The sequence below is a fragment of the Marinobacter algicola DG893 genome (genome assembly GCF_000170835.1).
GTDB classification, from domain to species: Bacteria; Pseudomonadota; Gammaproteobacteria; order Pseudomonadales; family Oleiphilaceae; genus Marinobacter; species Marinobacter algicola.
The window spans coordinates 61,429-79,366 of the sequence record NZ_ABCP01000012.1 but is presented as its reverse complement, the minus strand read 5'-3'; the positions used below and the strand labels follow the sequence as shown (position 1 = coordinate 79,366).

18 protein-coding genes are annotated in these 17,938 nt (G+C 57.2%); 13 read left to right on the top strand and 5 right to left on the bottom strand.

The window, feature by feature from the left end:
- Window positions 1–63: 63 nt before the first annotated feature.
- The 3 genes from aat (at window position 64) to infA (ending at window position 1,789) form a co-directional block, all read left to right on the top strand.
- Window positions 64–777, top strand: a complete 714-nt coding sequence (gene aat, locus MDG893_RS10345; RefSeq protein WP_007153727.1) for a leucyl/phenylalanyl-tRNA--protein transferase — start codon at window positions 64–66, stop codon at window positions 775–777.
- Complete coding sequence (locus MDG893_RS10340) at window positions 778–1,491, top strand: arginyltransferase (RefSeq protein ID WP_007153726.1); 714 nt, start codon at window positions 778–780, stop codon at window positions 1,489–1,491.
- Between the two features lie 79 nt (window positions 1,492–1,570).
- Window positions 1,571–1,789: a translation initiation factor IF-1 gene (gene infA / locus MDG893_RS10335; protein WP_007153725.1), complete on the top strand. Its 219-nt coding sequence runs from the start codon at window positions 1,571–1,573 to the stop codon at window positions 1,787–1,789.
- A 73-nt stretch (window positions 1,790–1,862) separates the two neighbouring features.
- On the opposite strand, the gene MDG893_RS10330 is transcribed toward infA, so the two are convergent.
- The 3 genes from MDG893_RS10330 to clpS form a co-directional block, all read right to left on the bottom strand.
- A complete protein-coding gene (locus MDG893_RS10330; RefSeq protein WP_007153724.1) occupies window positions 1,863–2,894 on the bottom strand; it encodes a putative solute-binding protein in 1,032 nt (343 codons plus the stop codon).
- A gap of 197 nt (window positions 2,895–3,091) precedes the next feature.
- Window positions 3,092–5,362: an ATP-dependent Clp protease ATP-binding subunit ClpA gene (clpA, locus tag MDG893_RS10325; RefSeq protein WP_007153723.1), complete on the bottom strand. Its 2,271-nt coding sequence runs from the start codon at window positions 5,360–5,362 to the stop codon at window positions 3,092–3,094.
- Window positions 5,363–5,380: 18 nt separating this feature from the next.
- Window positions 5,381–5,740, bottom strand: a complete 360-nt coding sequence (clpS, locus tag MDG893_RS10320; RefSeq protein WP_007153722.1) for an ATP-dependent Clp protease adapter ClpS — start codon at window positions 5,738–5,740, stop codon at window positions 5,381–5,383.
- A gap of 316 nt (window positions 5,741–6,056) precedes the next feature.
- Here clpS and MDG893_RS21320 point away from each other — a divergent pair, with 316 nt between their 5' ends.
- The 8 genes from MDG893_RS21320 (at window position 6,057) to MDG893_RS10280 (ending at window position 13,110) form a co-directional block, all read left to right on the top strand.
- Window positions 6,057–6,380 carry a cold shock domain-containing protein gene (locus MDG893_RS21320; RefSeq protein WP_040474504.1) on the top strand — a complete coding sequence of 108 codons (324 nt, stop codon included), beginning with the start codon at window positions 6,057–6,059 and terminating at the stop codon, window positions 6,378–6,380.
- A gap of 194 nt (window positions 6,381–6,574) precedes the next feature.
- Complete coding sequence (locus MDG893_RS10310; protein ID WP_007153720.1) at window positions 6,575–7,216, top strand: pseudouridine synthase; 642 nt, start codon at window positions 6,575–6,577, stop codon at window positions 7,214–7,216.
- The gene (locus MDG893_RS10305) at window positions 7,213–7,662 is read left to right on the top strand and encodes an NUDIX hydrolase (protein ID WP_007153719.1); all 450 of its coding nucleotides are present in this window, start codon (window positions 7,213–7,215) and stop codon (window positions 7,660–7,662) included. The genes MDG893_RS10310 and MDG893_RS10305 overlap by 4 nt, the downstream gene beginning before the upstream one ends.
- A 49-nt stretch (window positions 7,663–7,711) precedes the next feature.
- Window positions 7,712–8,872: a tRNA 2-thiouridine(34) synthase MnmA gene (gene mnmA / locus MDG893_RS10300; RefSeq protein WP_007153718.1), complete on the top strand. Its 1,161-nt coding sequence runs from the start codon at window positions 7,712–7,714 to the stop codon at window positions 8,870–8,872.
- On the top strand, window positions 8,869–9,513 hold the full coding sequence (gene hflD / locus MDG893_RS10295) for a high frequency lysogenization protein HflD (protein ID WP_007153717.1): 645 nt from the start codon (window positions 8,869–8,871) through the stop codon (window positions 9,511–9,513). Before mnmA ends, hflD begins: the two co-directional genes overlap by 4 nt.
- 79 nt (window positions 9,514–9,592) lie before the next feature.
- The gene (purB, locus tag MDG893_RS10290) at window positions 9,593–10,960 is read left to right on the top strand and encodes an adenylosuccinate lyase (RefSeq protein ID WP_007153716.1); all 1,368 of its coding nucleotides are present in this window, start codon (window positions 9,593–9,595) and stop codon (window positions 10,958–10,960) included.
- Between the two features lie 3 nt (window positions 10,961–10,963).
- On the top strand, window positions 10,964–12,115 hold the full coding sequence (locus MDG893_RS10285) for a cupin domain-containing protein (protein ID WP_007153715.1): 1,152 nt from the start codon (window positions 10,964–10,966) through the stop codon (window positions 12,113–12,115).
- Between the two features lie 29 nt (window positions 12,116–12,144).
- Complete coding sequence (locus MDG893_RS10280) at window positions 12,145–13,110, top strand: GNAT family N-acetyltransferase (RefSeq protein ID WP_007153714.1); 966 nt, start codon at window positions 12,145–12,147, stop codon at window positions 13,108–13,110.
- Here the strand turns inward: MDG893_RS10280 and MDG893_RS10275 are convergent.
- A complete protein-coding gene (locus MDG893_RS10275; RefSeq protein WP_007153713.1) occupies window positions 13,099–14,109 on the bottom strand; it encodes a LysR family transcriptional regulator in 1,011 nt (336 codons plus the stop codon). The two genes, MDG893_RS10280 and MDG893_RS10275, sit on opposite strands and share 12 nt — an antisense overlap.
- Window positions 14,110–14,339: 230 nt before the next feature.
- Between MDG893_RS10275 and MDG893_RS10270 the strand changes: the two genes are divergently transcribed.
- Window positions 14,340–15,113 (top strand): hypothetical protein, encoded by a 774-nt coding sequence (locus MDG893_RS10270; protein WP_007153712.1) that lies wholly within the window; start codon window positions 14,340–14,342, stop codon window positions 15,111–15,113.
- Between the two features lie 122 nt (window positions 15,114–15,235).
- A complete protein-coding gene (locus tag MDG893_RS10265; RefSeq protein WP_007153711.1) occupies window positions 15,236–17,506 on the top strand; it encodes a hybrid sensor histidine kinase/response regulator in 2,271 nt (756 codons plus the stop codon).
- Here the strand turns inward: MDG893_RS10265 and MDG893_RS10260 are convergent.
- Complete coding sequence (locus tag MDG893_RS10260) at window positions 17,466–17,936, bottom strand: MarR family winged helix-turn-helix transcriptional regulator (RefSeq protein WP_007153710.1); 471 nt, start codon at window positions 17,934–17,936, stop codon at window positions 17,466–17,468. The two genes, MDG893_RS10265 and MDG893_RS10260, sit on opposite strands and share 41 nt — an antisense overlap.
- Window positions 17,937–17,938 lie beyond the last annotated feature (2 nt).

Below are 17,938 nucleotides of genomic sequence, written 5' to 3'. Positions count from 1 at the left end.
CACCCTCCGACACCCCCAAGGCCAACAACACCACCAAAAGGCCCGCAATAAGGCCGGACCGAGATGACCTCACTACCCTGGCTAGACCCCGACCAACTCTGGTTCCCCCCCGCCGAGCAGGCCCTGGACGACCCGGATGGATTGTTGGCGCTGGGCGGCGACCTATCCACCGAACGGCTCAAACTCGCTTACCGTAACGGCATATTCCCCTGGTTCAGCGACGACCAGCCCATACTCTGGTGGTCCCCCAGCCCCAGATGCGTCCTTTTCCCGGAAGAAATCCACGTTTCCAGAAGCCTTCGGCGCACCCTCAACCGCGGCTATTTCACCATCACCGCCGATCAGGCCTTCCCCCGCATCATCCGCCTCTGCGCCAACACCCGCGCTGAAGGCACCTGGATCACTCAGGATATGATTGACAGCTATGGCCAGCTTCACAAACAGGGGATCGCCCACTCCATCGAAGTGTGGAACCCAAAAGGAGAACTGGCCGGCGGCATGTACGGCCTGGCCATTGGCCGCTGTTTTTTTGGTGAGTCCATGTTTTCACTGGAAACCAACGCCTCGAAAGTACTGATGGTCCATCTGGCCAATCAACTCCGGGAATGGGGCTATCGGATTATGGACTGCCAGGTGGAAAGCGGCCATCTCTTGCGAATGGGTGCACGAAGTATCCCACGCAGCGAATTTTTATCTATACTCAGGACATGCGTCGACAGTAGTCCGGACCACAGCGACTGGGGCTTCCGGTGGCAGTGGCCCGGCCCGGAGGTGTGAATGAGCAATCTCAGGACCCTGGTGTTTTTTGCCACGCCGGCCCACGACTGCAGCTACCTGCCAGATCGCGAAGCAACCACCATGTTCGTCGACCCGAGAGCCCATGTGGACAAGCGGCTATACAGCCAGTTGACCGCCCTGGGCTTCCGTCGAAGTGGCTCGCATTACTATCGCCCCCACTGCGAGAACTGCAACGCCTGTATTCCTGTCAGGCTCAAGGTGGAACAGTTCCAGCCGGACCGCAGCCAGCGCAGGGTCCTGAAAAAGAACGCTGACCTTCGCTGCCGCATGGTCAAGGCAACCTTCTCGGAACGGTATTACAGTCTCTACGCAAATTACATTGAACAACGGCATTCTGACGGCGACATGTACCCTCCCTCACGCGAACAGTTCATGTCGTTCCTGGTGGAGGGCGCCACCGATTCCTGGTTTGTCGAAATCATGGACGGCGACAACCTGGTGGGCCTGGCCGCCGTGGACATGCTGGACGAGGGCCTGTCTGCCATCTATACCGTATTTGATCCTGCTTATGAAAGCCGAAGCCTGGGCACCTTTGCAGTGCTTTGGCAGATAGAGGAAGCAAAACGGCTGGAGCTTCCACATCTGTATCTGGGGTATTGGATCGAAGAATGTCGGAAAATGAACTATAAAACACGATTCCGCCCGATCGAAGCGCTTCGCGACGGGCAGTGGCATACCATGGACGCGAACTGATTTTTGCCAAATGGCGGTAAATCAGGCAGAATTGCGCAATTTAAAATCACAGCAAGCCAATTTACGAGGTTTTTACTGAATGGCGAAGTCCGATGCTATTGAAATGGAAGGCGTTATTGTCGATACGCTTCCAAACACCATGTTCCGGGTTGAACTCGAAAACGGCCATATTGTGACCGCTCACATTTCTGGCAAGATGCGCAAGAACTATATCCGCATTCTGACAGGCGACAAGGTCAAGGTAGAACTGACCCCGTACGACCTGAGCAAGGGACGCATCGTTTACCGCGCCCGCTGATAGATAGCTGCATGAGACTCGAAAGCCCCGAACATCGGGGCTTTTTGTTTGCAGGCCCTTCCAAGCCAAGCCCCTATTCCCGATTCTCTGCAGAACATTCCATCGCGCCTGGATTGGTATAACACCGCACCTTTCGCAGTATCGTCATCATGTCGTCATGGTACACACCCGCAGCCAGCATGCCCGAGTCTTCCGTGGACTGCTGCATATCAATCCTCACGCTGCGCAACATTTCCTGGTAACCCCGAACGGCCTCGGGTGAAATCTTTACCCAGCGATCCTCGGGAATCGACCGCTCATACTGCCTCACAATGCGCATGGCCTCCGGGTAGAGCCTGGACATGATCCGTCGCGACTTCCTGACAAAAGCGTCGTCAAACTCATCCGCACGGGCAATCAACTGAACAGTCACCTGCCCTACCGGATAATCGACGATACCGCCTTTGCTGCCCATGCCCCGGAACATCTCCAGTACTTCATAGGCGGCCGCTGGTGCATAACTGATATCAGCCTCGCCGGAATTGAACAGGCTGGCAAAATTGGAAATTTTCGCCGTAACCGGCACCGCGCCAACATACTCAACCATATGGCGGGCATCGTGGTGCCCCTCGAACACCGTGATACGCTTTCCCTCCAAAGCCTCCACGTGGTCAATCGCCCGGTCGTTCACAAACAGGTAAGCCGCGCCCATCGGCGTTACACCCAGTACCTCGTAGCCATTCTGCTCAAGATGACGGTCAACCCTGGGGCTGGCCAGGATATGGAGCAGCACTTTCAGGTCCTCGTAATAGGGAACCGCCCCGATGGCACTGATCGAGCCTGAGAAGTCGTTAAACGTGCGGGCCCCCATATCCGTCACCGCCACAATATCGCAGCGCCCGGCCCTTAGATCTGCAACGGCCTTATCCTCATCAGTGTAAGGACGCATGTTAAGCCCCACTCCGGCTATAGCGGCCTTGCGGTGATAATCCTGCAATGTACGGTAAACAAACCCACTTGCCCCAGCGACATCGAACACACAGAACTCCCGGCGCTCGCTGGCGCCAGCACCGCTCCAGCCAGAAAGGCCGAGCATAACTAGCAAAAGCACGGATAACGCTTTCATCTCCCGATTCTCCTTATTATTGCGTCAGGTAATCTGACTGTCAGACAACAATCTGACAGAGAAGCGGAAAAATTGGATTGACGACAACGTCAGGAGTGATCACTCAATAGAGCCAATTGGCGGGCCACTACCGACAAAAAAGGCCATGCTGTTTCCAGCATGGCCTTTTCAGGAGTTTATGAACCCGTCAAGCGTGCTTATACCGCCTCGGCGGGTTCGTCCTCGTACTCAAACTCCAGTTCGCCGTCCTTGAGGTGAATGTGAACATCGCCACCGTGTTCTGACAGCCGACCGAACAGTATCTGCTCCGCCAAGGGGCGCTTGATCTTGTCCTGGATCAGGCGTGCCATCGGGCGTGCGCCCATGGTGACATCGTAGCCCTTCTCTGCCAGCCACTCTTTCGCGGCGTCATCCACGTGGAGAACCACATGCTTCTCATCCAGCTGTGCCTGAAGTTCGGTCAGGAACTTGTCCACCACATGGGTAATGGTGGCCGGCTGGAGATCACCAAACTGGATAATGCCATCCAGGCGGTTGCGGAACTCCGGCGTGAAGGTCTTGGAAATGATCTCCATGCCATCCGTGCTGTGGTCCTGCTCGCTGAAGCCAATGGAACGGCGGGCCATGCTTTCGGCACCGGCGTTGGTGGTCATCACCAGGATCACATGACGGAAATCCGCCTTACGACCGTTGTTGTCTGTGAGCGTGCCGTGGTCCATTACCTGCAGCAGCAGGTTGAAGACTTCCGGGTGAGCTTTTTCGATCTCATCCAGCAACAGCACACAATGCGGATGCTTACTCACGGACTCCGTCAGCAGACCACCCTGGTCATACCCGACATAGCCTGGAGGTGCGCCGATCAACCTGGATACGGTATGCCGCTCCATGTACTCGGACATGTCGAAGCGCACCAGCTCAATACCCAACACCTTGGCCAGTTGCTTGGTGACTTCGGTCTTGCCCACACCTGTGGGGCCGGCAAACAGGAAGGCACCTTCCGGCTTCTCCGGCGCCTTCAGGCCGGCACGGGCCAGCTTGATGGCGGTGGACAATGACTCGATAGCCGGATCCTGCCCGAAGACCACCATCTTGAGGTCCCGCTCCAGATTGCGCAGCAGGTCCTTGTCGCTGGTGGACACGTTCTTCGGCGGGATGCGGGCGATGTTGGCCACCACATCCTCGATTTCCGACACGTCGATTGTCTTCTTGCGTTTGGCAACTGCCAGCAAACGTTGATGGGCGCCGGCTTCGTCGATCACGTCAATGGCCTTATCGGGCAAGTGACGATCGGTGATATAGCGCTCAGACAGCTCAGCCGCCACACGCAGTGCCTGATCGGTGTACTTCAGGTCATGGTGCTTCTCGAAATGGGACTTCAGCCCCTTGAGGATCTGGTAGGTATCCTCAACACTGGGTTCGTTCACATCAATCTTCTGGAAACGGCGAGCCAGCGCGCTGTCCTTCTCGAAAATGCCACGGAATTCCTGGAAGGTGGTGGAGCCAATGCAACGGATTTCCCCTGAGCTCAGCATGGGCTTGAGCAGATTGGAGGCATCCATCACACCCCCGGATGCGGACCCGGCACCGATGATGGTGTGTATTTCATCGATGAACAGGATCGCGTGCTTTTCCTTTTTCAGTTCCGCAAGCAGCCCCTTCAGCCGCTTCTCGAAATCACCGCGGTACTTGGTGCCGGCCAATAGAGCACCGAGATCGAGCGAATAGACCACCGCGTCAGAAATGATCTCCGGCACCTGACTATCCACAATGCGCTTGGCAAGGCCTTCGGCAATCGCGGTCTTGCCCACACCGGCTTCGCCCACCAGGAGCGGATTGTTCTTGCGACGGCGGACCAGTATCTGCACCACCCGCTCGACTTCGTGTTCACGGCCGATCAGCGGGTCAATGCGACCCTGGCGGGCCTGGTCATTCAGGTTGGTTGCGTAGCTTTCCAGCGGACGTGATGCACCACCTTCTTCCGCAGCTTCGTCATGAGACGCCTGGTCGTGCCCCTCCTGATCTTCAGCACCCTGAACGCGAGAGATGCCATGGGAAACAAAGTTCACCACGTCAATACGGGCGATGCTTTGCTTCTTGAGCACATACACCGCCTGACTCTCCTGCTCACTGAAGATGGCCACCAGCACATTGGCACCGGTCACCTCCTTCTTGCCAGAGGACTGTACGTGAAAAACAGCACGTTGAAGCACGCGCTGGAATCCGAGCGTGGGTTGCGTTTCCCGCTCGCTGTCGTTGCTGGGGATCAGTGGTGTGGTTGAATCCACAAACTCAACGAGTTCTTCCTGAAGCCGGGCCAGGTCTGCACCGCATGCTTTCAGAACGCCCACTGCCGATTCGTTGTCGAGCAAGGCCAGCAAAAGGTGCTCGACGGTCATGAATTCATGACGCTTGTCGCGGGCACTTTTGAAAGCCGTATTCAGTGTAATTTCAAGATCTTTGCTCAGCATGGGCCACCCCAAGGTCTATCAGTCCGCACGTTCAATCTCGCAAAGGAGCGGATGTTCGCATTCCGAGGAATACTGGTTCACCTGTGCCGCCTTTGTTTCCGCGATGTCCCGGGTATATACCCCGCATACAGCCTTTCCCTGCGTATGGACGAGCAGCATCACCTGCGTCGCCTTTTCTTCGTTCATTCCGAAGAACTTCATCAACACATCCACCACAAAGTCCATGGGTGTGTAGTCATCGTTCAGAAGCAGAACCCTGAAGCGCGCGGGGCGCTTGAGGGCGGGCTTCTCGGGAGCAACACTGACATCGTCCTGATGTCCTGGCTGATCGTCCTCCCCTTGATTTAATACTAGTAGAGAATTCTGGATAGTCCGCATGATTCTTTACCGGAAAACGGTGCCTCTGCTTAAAGATGGTTGTCTGCCGCCCGGTTTTCAAGGTACCTCGGGTAACCGGGCGTGCGCTGGTTATCAATATCGTCATGATACAGGCTCAGGCCCCGGTTCAACCATACATTCCGGCTATAACTGCTATTGACTCTGAGCGAATATTGGTCAACAGTACGATAGCAATGTAAAATATTGTAAATTGGCGTAAGAAGCCTTTGACAGGCTGCAATCCGTGCAAGGCAAAACGCTCGGCAATAACATCAATAACAAAGACACTGACAGTGAAAGAACAGGGGAGTTCATCATGCCAAGAGGCAAAGTAAAGTGGTTTAACAATGCCAAGGGTTATGGCTTCATTATCGAGGAAGGCTGCAGTGACGATCTGTTTGCTCACTTCTCTTCAGTGCAAATGGAAGGTTACAAAACCTTAAAGGCCGGCCAGGCCGTTACTTTCGATAAAAAGCCCAGCGACAAAGGGATCCACGCGGTCAACATCGTCCCGGAGGAACAGCCGCAGAAGCAAAGCTCACAGGAGAACGCTTCTGAGAAAACATCCGGCAGTGACGCCGACGTGGAACAGAATCAGGACAGTGGATATCAGGATCAGCCCCGCGCGGCAAATGCCTGACTGCTAACGCTGCCACTGCCCAGGCAGACAACACCGGCCCACAATGACCGGCTCGTTAATGTGTGTCCGGACGTTCGGTCGTTCCGCAACCAATTGGGGCGACCGAGCCCTCTACCCGAACCCCCTCTCTCCCTACTTCTGGCATAATGTGCCGTTTCAAATTCAATTCTCGAAAGCAAGGTTCATTTGCGACCATGGCAACGCTGATTCTTTTCAATAAGCCGTTCGGGGTCTTGTGCCAGTTCACCGACGAGAAAGGCGGCACCAACGGCAATCCTCGCGCTACCCTCGCCGATTGGCTCACGATCCCTGCCATCTATCCCGCCGGGCGGCTAGACTATGACTCAGAAGGTCTCCTGTTGCTGACGGACAACGGACAACTGCAGCATCGAATTGCCTCTCCCCGGCTTAAAATGCCAAAAACGTACTGGGTTCAGGTTGAAGGTGAGATCAACGAATCGGCTCTGACGAAACTGCGCGAAGGCGTGGAACTGAAAGATGGTAAGACTCGCCCGGCCGACGTGGCGACCATGACACCACCAGAAATCTGGCCCAGAAATCCACCAGTGCGTTATCGGGAGTCGATTCCGACAAGCTGGGTGCGGATCACCATTACCGAGGGTAAAAATCGGCAGGTCCGTCGCATGACGGCGGCAGTCGGCTTCCCTACCCTGCGATTGATTCGCTATGGTATTGGAGACTGGACCCTGGACGGGCTTACGCCCGGCGAATACAGGGCAATATCCGTTCATGCGCCCGCACCCCCGCCTGAAAAGGCGGCGCGAAAGCCGGCGAAACTTCGCAAACACGCACCCCGGAGGCGCCCCCGCCCATGACCTGGACACCCCACGCGACCGTTGCCGTTATTGTTGAAGACGACCAGGGCCGTTTTTTGCTGGTTGAGGAACTCAGCCATGGCCAGGTGGTGTTCAATCAGCCCGCGGGCCACGTAGAGGAAGGTGAAAGCATTCTTGATGCCGCACAGCGGGAAACCCTGGAGGAGACTGGCTGGGAGGTGGTGCCTGAGCACTTTCTCGGCGTCTACACTTATAAGGCTCCCGCCAACGGCGTTACCTACTACCGGTTTTGCTTCTCGGCCAAGGCCCTGAGCCGAGTGACCGATGAGCTGGACGACGGCATTATCGCCGCCCACTGGTTAACCCCCGGTGAAATCCGCTCGCAGGCCGACAAGCTTCGAAGCCCCCTGGTCATGCAATGCATAGAAGATTACCGAAACGGGCGCCGCTTTCCTCTGGATGTCATTGTCGAGCCGCAGACGTAACCTGGCTTAAATGCTAGAATCCGCCTCTTTGACCCCGACAGACCCAGACATGACTAAAGCACCTGAAAATACCCGAGTGATTGTCGGCATGTCCGGCGGCGTAGACTCTTCCGTGGCAGCCTGGCTCCTGAAGGACCAGGGTTACCAGGTGGAAGGCCTGTTCATGAAGAACTGGGACGAGGACGATGGCACCGAATACTGCACCGCCATGACCGACCTGGCGGATGCCCGGGCAGTAGCGGAAACCATCGGTATTACGCTGCATACCGCCAGTTTTGCAGCCGAATACTGGGACCGGGTATTTGAGCACTTCCTGTCGGAATACAAGGCCGGCCGGACCCCGAATCCTGACATCCTCTGCAACAAGGAAGTGAAGTTCCGGGCGTTTCTCGATTACGCCATTACCCTGGGCGCTGACTACATTGCCACCGGTCACTACACCCGCCAGCGTCCTCTGGACGACGGCAGTGGCGGAGCCGAACTGCTCAAGGGCCTTGACCCCAATAAGGACCAGAGCTACTTCCTGCACGCCGTCTCCGGCGAACGTATTGCCCGCACACTCTTCCCAGTGGGCGAGCTTGAAAAACCGGAAGTACGTCGCATTGCCGCCGAACAGGGCTTTATCACCCACGACAAGAAAGACTCCACCGGTATCTGCTTTATCGGGGAACGGAAGTTCCGGGATTTCCTCAAACAGTACATTCCCGCGCAACCCGGAAATATCGAGACCCCCGATGGCCAGGTTATCGGCCGGCATCAGGGCCTGATGTACCACACCATTGGCCAGCGTCAGGGCCTGGGCATTGGCGGCCTGAGTGAGTTTGGCGACGAGCCCTGGTACGTCGCGGAGAAAGACCTGTCCCGCAACGTACTGGTTGCCGTTCAGGGCAAGCACCATCCCCTGCTGTTCTCCCGGGGGCTGATCAGCGGACCGGTGGATTGGATTGCCGGCGAAGCTCCGGCTGCGGAATTCCGCTGCAAGGCCAAGACCCGCTACCGCCAACCGGACCAGGACTGCACGGTGACAGTTCTGGGCAACGGGTTCAGGGTTGTCTTTGACGACGCCCAGCGCGCCGTCACTCCAGGCCAGTCGGTCGTGTTTTATCGCGACGAGGTCTGCCTTGGTGGCGGTGTTATCGAACAAACCTGGCGGGATGGTGAGCAGGCGCCCACAGGAACTGAAAACAAGGCGGAAGGAGCCGGCGCATGAGCCGATCGATACACGACCAGACCCTGGCTCTGGCGGGCGTCTTCCAGGCCTCTGCTCTGGTCCAGCAAATAGCCCATTCCGGCCAGTGCGCGGAGTCCAGCTTTGAAACCTGCCTGCGTTCACTGTTCGCCACGCAGCCGGAAACGACCCTGGATGTGTTCGGCGGTGAACTGAAGGATCTGCGTGAAGGCCTGTCCACCCTCGCCAGCGTGATGAGTCAACAGAGCAAACAACAGGACATTGAAGTACTGCGTTACGCCCTGAACCTGATCAACCTCTCATCCAAGCTTCGTCAAAACAGCGATATGCTGGGTATAATCGGCAGTCGGATTGATCAGGCCCGGCACACCGCGAGCCACTTCGGCTACAGCCACAGCAATCTGATTGCCAACGTGGCATCGATTTACACGGACACCATCAGCACCTTCCGCCAACGTATCCAAGTCAGCGGTGAGCCCACGATTCTTCAACGTGAGGAGAACGCGGCGAAGGTACGTGCCCTGTTACTGGCCGGTATTCGCTCCGCCGTCCTTTGGCACCAGACCGGCGGCCGCCGCTGGCAACTTATCTTCACTCGCCGCAAGGTCATCATGACCGCCCGGGAACTGGCGGAGAAGGCAAACCGCTCGGTTTACGACTGAATCCGGACCGTCGCTGGTGTATCATATGCGCCCCCAGTTTTTCTTTTGACCGTATCTTTGATGACTTGAGAGGTTTTCGATGGAACTCAACGCCCTGACCGCCATTTCCCCGGTCGATGGACGCTATGGCAGTAAAGTCAGCGTTTTTCGTGACATTTTCAGTGAATATGGCCTGATCAGGAACCGCGTGACCGTCGAGCTCCGGTGGCTGCAGAAACTGGCGGCCCATCCCGACATCACTGAAGTGCCAGCCTTCTCTGCCGACGCCAACCAGTTTCTGGATCGAATGATTTCGGAGTTCAGCCTGGCAGACGCGGAACGGATCAAAGGCATTGAACGCACCACCAACCATGACGTTAAGGCGGTGGAATATTTCATTAAAGAGAAGATTGCCGACGTTCCCGAACTGCACGCTGTTACGGAATTCGTACACTTTGCCTGCACGTCCGAGGACATCAACAACCTCTCCCACGCCCTGATGTTGCGCGAAGGGCTGGACCACGGCCTGCTGCCGGCCATGGAGCGCATCGTTGACCGGCTGGCGGAGCTGGCCCATGAGCACGCGGAACAACCGATGCTGTCCCGCACCCATGGCCAGACGGCCTCGCCATCCACCGTCGGCAAGGAGCTGGCCAACGTGGTTTATCGCCTGCGCCGGCAGGTAAAACAGATTCGCGCCGTGGAGCTGATGGGCAAGATCAACGGAGCCGTGGGCAACTACAACGCTCACCTGTCTGCCTACCCATCCGTCGACTGGGCCCAGAACGCCAAGGACTTCATTGAAAGCCTGGGCCTGGACTGGAACCCTTACACCACCCAGATAGAGCCCCACGATTACATTGCCGAACTCTACGACGCCATTGCCCGCTTCAACACCATTCTGATCGATCTTGACCGGGATATCTGGGGATACATCTCCCTGGGCTACTTCAAGCAGAAAACCGTAGAAGGCGAAGTGGGCTCTTCCACCATGCCCCATAAGGTCAACCCGATTGATTTCGAGAACTCCGAAGGCAATCTGGGTATCGCCAACGCCCTGTTCAGTCATCTGTCAGCCAAGCTGCCGATTTCCCGTTGGCAGCGGGACCTGACCGACTCCACCGTTCTGCGCAATCTTGGCGTGGGTTTCGCCCACAGCCTGATTGCCTACGAGGCCACCCTGAAGGGCCTGGGTAAACTCGAAATCAACCCGACACGCCTGGACGAGGACCTGGATCACGCCTGGGAAGTGCTGGCGGAGCCGATCCAGACCGTCATGCGCCGGTACAATATCGAGAAGCCCTACGAAAAGCTGAAGGCGCTGACCCGTGGCAAGGCCATGACACCGGATGTAATCAAGGCCTTTGTGGAGTCGCTGGAGATTCCCGATACCGCCAAAGCCGAACTGATGGAACTGACACCGGGTAGCTACATAGGCAACGCCACACAACAGGCACGGGATATCTGAACCATGCAATTGCCCGGCGGAATGCCCGCCCAGGAATTCCTGCGGGACTACTGGCAAAAAAAACCACTGGTCATCCGCCAGGCCTTTGCCGGCTTTGAGTGCCCTGTCTCGGCCGACGAACTGGCGGGATTGGCCTGCGAGGACGCTGTTGAATCCCGCATAGTGATCGAGAACGATAAAGGCAAACCCTGGCAACTGCACAACGGGCCTTTCGAGCCCGAACGTTTCAGCAAGCTGCCGGACAGCCACTGGACACTACTGGTTCAGGGCCTTGACCACTGGGTTCCAGACTTCGCTGACCTGTTGGACGAATTCCGCTTCGTACCCAACTGGCGGCTGGATGACATCATGGCCAGTTATGCGCCAAAAGGTGGCAGCGTAGGCCCCCACTACGACCAGTACGATGTCTTCCTTTTGCAGGCCGAGGGGCACCGGCGCTGGACCTTTGGTGGCCATTGCGACCACACCTCGCCGCGCGTGGATGGTACGCCGCTACGAATCCTGAGCAGTTGGGAGGGCGAGGAAACGGTAACCCTGGCACCGGGAGACATGCTGTACCTGCCACCGGGCGTTGGCCACCACGGGGTTGCCGAGGACGACTGCATTACCCTGTCTATCGGGTTCCGAGCGCCTACGGTCGACGACGTGCTGACAGGCTTCACCGACTTCCTGTGCAGCCGCTCCGATGCCTCTGGTCATCTGGATGATCCGGACCTGAAGGTCCAGGATAACCCCGGCGCCATCGGGCCCGACGTTATCCATCGGCTCGACCGCCTCATCCGCGACCAACTCAGTGATCAACGCCAGCTGGCACTCTGGTTCGGCCAGTACTCAACGGCGCCCAAGAGCCTGGAGATCGTCGTGCCCGCGGAAGAGCCGGTCACACCAGAATTGCTGGGCGAGTTGATCGCGGCCGGCAACCCATTGCGCTGGAACGAAGGCTCACGCTTCGCCTACCATGACTTCGAGGACGAAACAGCCCTGTTCGTGGACGGTGAGCAGTTCCTGCTTCGGGGCGACGCAGGCCCCCTGGCGCCCCTTCTTTGTGCCGGCGCTCGTCCGGACATGGGTGCGCTGGCCAGCTTTGCCGGTGACGATGCCATACAGGGTCTTCTAAGCACCCTCGTTAACCAGGGCTCTCTGTACTTTGACTGACATCTGACTGAAACCTGGGTGAAGGCAGCATGAACGTACGGGTTCGAAAATACAGCTGGCAACTGGCACCGGCCGATGTCCGGAATATCCGTCAGTCCGTGTTTGTGGACGAACAGAAAGTCCCACCAGAACTGGAGTGGGACGACACCGACGAAATAGCCGACCACTACCTGATGGTATTGCCCGACAACACCCCCGTTGGCGTCGCCCGACTGTTCTCCACGCTGGAGGAAACCGCACACATCGGCCGCATGGCTATTCTTCCGGCGCACCGGGGCAAGGGGCTGGGTGAAGTCCTGCTACGTCACCTTGTCTCCGAAGCCGCAGAGCGCTTCACCGAGCTGCAACTTTCCGCCCAGGAACACGCGATCCCCTTCTACCAGCGCTCGGGCTTTCACGTGTGCTCCGACCTCTACGACGACGCCGGCATCCCCCATGTGGATATGCGCTGCCTGGCACCGAAACTGGTGAACGATGCCTACTCCGTCCGTGAGCATCCCATGTTGTTGGGTGAAGATCGGGACGCCTGGCTGTTCAACACTGAAAGCGACATGATCGGACTGGTGGATTCCGTGGCCGGCCAGGCGGGCCAGCGGCTGTGGTTGTACGATCGAGTGCTGGATCACGATCTTTACGATCGCCTGAGGTTCCGGGAACTGATATCCAGCCTGGCCCGCCGTCACCGGCTCAGTGACGTGCGGCTTCTGATCCACGATGACAAGCCGCTGGTCCAGCGCCGGCACCAGATTGTTGAGCTCATGCGCCGCCTGCCCAGCCGGATTGAACTGCGGCTGGTGAACGAGGATTATCCGGTGGAGGACCAACCCTTCCTTCTGGCGGACCGCGAAGGCGTGGTTTACCGGCATGACTTCTATAAGCCGGAAGGCTTTGCAACGTTTGCCAACAGCGGTCGCGTCAAGCTGCTGGCTGAGTCCTTCCAACGCATGTGGGATGCGGGGAAGAGCTCACTGGAACTGCGAGAACTACCGCTCTGAGTGGCGGATACCGGGTACACCGGTGGATTCAAACTGCGCTCCGAACGGGGCGAATTCCGCGTCTACCTCTTCCGCCACTTCGGCAATCAGTTTGCGTAACCACTGGTGATCCGTATTGTGTTGCAACAGCGGGCTCCAGGCCATCTTGAGCTCGAACGGCGGTATCTCGAACGGTGGCACCTTGACCACCAGGTTGGCATTGTCTTTTTGCAACCAGGCCGCCCGGCACGGCAGCGTAGCGATGAGGTCGTGCTGTTCCGCCAACAGCATCGCCACCTGATAATGCCGCGTGAACACGGAGATCTGGCGTTTTCGGCCCATCAGCGACAAGGCCTCGTCCACCCACCCCAGGCGCTGAACGTCCTTCGGATTCACCCCTACCCCGACACCAAAACCGGTCTTGCTGACCCAGATATGACTGGCATCCAGGTAGGTATCGAGGGTAAACGGCTCCTTCAGGATGGGATTACGTGCGTTCATCAGACAGGCGAAGTACTCCGTCCACAGAGTTTTCTGGTGAAATGACTGAGGGATCTTGTCAAAACGGTTGATCGCCATATCCAGGCGCCCCTGCTCCACGTCGAGGAAACTCACGTCACTGGGCGTAAGAACATCCAGAGTGACGTGAGGCGCTTCCTGGCGAATACGGCGGAGTACCCGTGGCATCAGGCAGGATTCCGCATAATCACTGGCCATGATCCGGAACACGCGCTGACTTTCCATGGCCGCAAACGCGGTTTTCTCGTGAACCGCCTGTTCAATATCGGAAAGTATGCTCCGCACCAACGGCTGCAGCTCAGTGGCACGCTCGGTTGCGGTCATCCCCTCACTGGTACGAACCAACAGCGGGTCACCGAACAGGTCCCGCAATCGGCGCAGACCATTGCTCATCGCGGGCTGGGTAATCCCGAGGTGATTAGCGGCTTTGGTAACGTTCCGCTCCCGTAACAGCACATCGAGATAAACAAGCAGATTGAGGTCTACCCGGGAAATGTCCATGAAGTGGCCCTATCGGAGGTAACACATAAAACGACTTTCATTCACTAGAGTAATGATCAGCAGGGTATCAATTCATCGAATTGATATGAAGCGGAAATCTTTCACATTTCGCAACGGAATCATCCCGGGTTTTCTGCTAATCTTCCGGATACTTGCTGGATTTCTCCGGATTTTTTCTGTGGCCGGAGCTGCCAGTGGCCTGTCCATTTAGCCGGAGTGTTTGCAACAAGATGGATACCACAATGATTGTGCTGCTACTGGCGGCTGTCGTTACTGTTTCGATCATTATTATTGTGGCCAGTCAGATGCGAGAGCGCGCACGTATCGAGCGTATTCGTAAAACAACGGCCCTGGAAGACAGCTATAACAGGGCCGGCCGCCTGCTCTCCGAAATCCCGGGCCAGTATTTCACTGCAGATCTGAAACTGTTATTGATAAAGCGGATGGAGGAGTCCTGCAAAGACCTCCAGGCGCTGAAATCCGATCAGCCCGTTGAAGAACGACTGAGCGCTGTCCAACAGCTGAAAAAGTCCGTTATGGACGGCGAAGACAAACGCCCCCCGATCAAGATCGATTCCCCTGAAAAGTCCACCTATGTCCAGGAGCTGCTGCAGAACCTGTTCAAAATGATCGAAGGCATGCACAAGGCTGGCAAGATTGATAGCGCCACAGCCAAGAAAAACCTGAAGTTCGTGTTGTTCCTGGTGCACAAGACCCACGCTGACCTGCATGTGTTCCAGGCACGCGATTATGTGAAGCAGAACCAGATTCGAAAGGCCATTCACGCCTATCATCTGGCCAGTACCGAAATGGGCAAATCCAGGGACAACCCGATGGCCATGAAAGCCGTGAAAAGTTTCCGTACCCGTATTAAAGAACTGGAAGCCATCAAGGGAGACGAAGAACACAGTGCCGCGAGGGAAGGCCAGTCAAGCCTGGACAAGGAATGGGATACGTTCCTCCACGACGATGAGTGGCGCAAGAAAGCCGACTACGACGACTAGGCGCCGACTGGCGCCCCGCGAAAACCACCAAAACGTGATAACAGGGACCGTGAAACGCCGTGACAACTGCATTCAAAAAGCGGCTATCCTATCGTCTGACCCGTGACACCGTTCTAATCGCAATGGTTTTGGGCCTTATGCTCAACATTGTCCAGGTCACTCTCGATTACTTCAGCGCCAGGGACTCCATGGAGCAGGAGATCCGTGCGCTCATCGAAATCAGCCACAGCCCTGCCTCCCAGATCGCCTACAATATCGACATCCGGCTTGCGGAAGAGCTACTTGACGGCCTGCTCCGCCACCCCGCGACCATCGACGCCCGTATTATTGATAGCAATGGCCAAACCATGGCCGCCGCGAGCCAGAGCAGCCCCGATTCGCGCTATCGCTGGATCAGTGACCTGCTCTTCGGCGATAGCCGAGTATTCAGCCAGGAGCTGGTGGTACCACAGCTGAGCGACCTCTCCCTCGGGAGCCTCACGGTCACCATCGACACCTACCACTACGGTCTGTTGTTCCTCCAACGCGCGGGCTATACCGTCGTCAGCGGCCTGCTGAAAAGCCTGGTGCTGACCGCTGCGCTGCTGTTCATTTTCTTCTTTGTGTTGACCCGGCCCATGCTGAACGTCATCGGCGCTCTGAGCCGGGTCAAGGCCGAAACGCCCGAGAAGGTCCGACTTCCCGTACCGGAAAATCATCGCGAAGATGAGATCGGGCTGATGGTGGGCGTCATCAACCAGCACCTGGAAACCATTGATTCCAGCCTCGCACAGCTCAGAATGGCCGAAAGTGCGATGAAGAACTACTCCAGCCAGCTGGAACAGGAGGTGGAAGATCGTACGCGGGAAATTTCCGAGAAGAACGAAGCCCTGCAGCGAGGCAACCGCGCCCTGGTTCGCGCCAAAGAGGACGCTGTACGCCGCGCAAGGGCCCGTGCCAATTTCCTTGCCAGCATGAGCCATGAGATACGCACACCGCTTAACGGCGTTCTGGGAATGCTGGGCCTGGCCCTGGAAGGCAACATGGAGCAGGCGCAAAGGAATCGACTGGAAATTGCGCTCAATGCGGGCCAGAGCCTGCTCGGTCTGTTGAACGACATTCTGGACATCTCCAAGGTCGAAGCCGGCAAACTGAGCCTGGAGAACATCCCGTTTTCGCTTCGCAACCTGGTGGAGGAATGTGCGACGCTGCATGCCCAGCAAGCCAGACGCAAGAATATTGATGTCGTCGCAGATATTGACTGCGAACTACCAGAAACCTTCCTGGGTGACCCTACCCGCACACGGCAGATCCTCAACAACCTTCTCAGCAATGCCATTAAGTTCACTGAGTCAGGCTGCGTCCGGATTCGCGCCACCCGCTACAACGGCAACGTACGCATTGACGTTATCGACACCGGTATCGGCATGTCCAAGGAAGGGCTGCACAGGATATTCTCACCCTTCTCACAGGCTGACAGTGACACAACCCGACTCTATGGCGGCACTGGCCTGGGCCTGACACTATGCCGGCAACTGGTGGAACGGATGCATGGCCAGATCCTGGTAGATTCCGAGGAACATGAAGGCACACACTTTACCGTGAACCTGCCCCTGCCGGTTCACGATGAGCAGGTGAGCCAACCGTCGATGCCGGCCATTCCTGGCCTGATCCAGGAGGTAGGTGTGGATATTGGCATGCCTGAGGACTATCCGCACCGGGCTCCCATCGAGCATCAACTGAGAGCCTGGAGCATTCCGTTACGCGAGGCGGCATCTGGCGGAGAGGGAATCTTGATGGTCGTCGCCAACGAAAGCGACGAAACCGCAGCACAACTGGCATCGTCCTGGTCCGGCCCCGGCATTATCCTGGTGGACCGGGACGGCTCCGCCCAACCTACGGATGATCGTCAGATACTGTCGATGCCACTCAGACGTGAGCAGTTGTACCGCACATTGTGCAGGGCCACTGGGCTCGACACCGCGGACAGGGCAAAAACCATTGCAACGCCGGCTGTCGTGTCACGTGCACTGAATCTTCTGCTGGTCGAGGACAATCAGGTTAATCAGGTGGTTGCCAGCAGCATGCTGAAAAAGCTGGGACACACCGTCACCCTGGCCGAAAATGGCAAGCAAGCACTGGAAGCGTTACAGCAGGGCGAAGGGAAATTCGATATTGTATTGATGGATTGCCAGATGCCGGTGATGGACGGCTATGAGGCCACCCGCACTATTCGTGAAAACCCCGAGTGGCGGAATTTGCCGGTGATCGCGGTCACCGCCAACGTCATGCAGGGCGACCGGGACGACTGCATCGAGTCCGGCATGAACGACTACATCACCAAACCTTACAATCGCGCCGACCTGAAATCCATCATTGACCGCTGGGCACCTCCCCAGCCTCCAGAAGACTGAGGACAGATCGCAGCTCTTCTCTCAACTCAACAATGCGCTCCTGATCAATGCCCGTGCCGCACAGCAGGCGGCCGGGAATGTCCTGAGCTTTCTGGCGCATGGCACTGCCCTTCTCGGTGGGGGCGACCGTAACCACTCGCTCATCGGCGGTATCCCGCAAACGGGTTACCAGATCACGCTCGGCCAGACGCTTGAGCAGCGGCGTCAGGGTTCCGGAATCCAGACGCAGTCGTTTACCCAGGTCAGACACCCTGATTGTCTGCCCGGCCTCCCCTGCTTCCCACAGCACCAACATGACCAGATACTGCGGATAGGTCAGGTTCAGTTCCGCCAGCAGCGGACGGTAGCGTGAGGTGATCGCCCGGTTGGCAGCGTAGAGGGCAAAACAGAGCTGATTATCCAGCGCCAGGACGTCGTCTTCGCTAACCATGG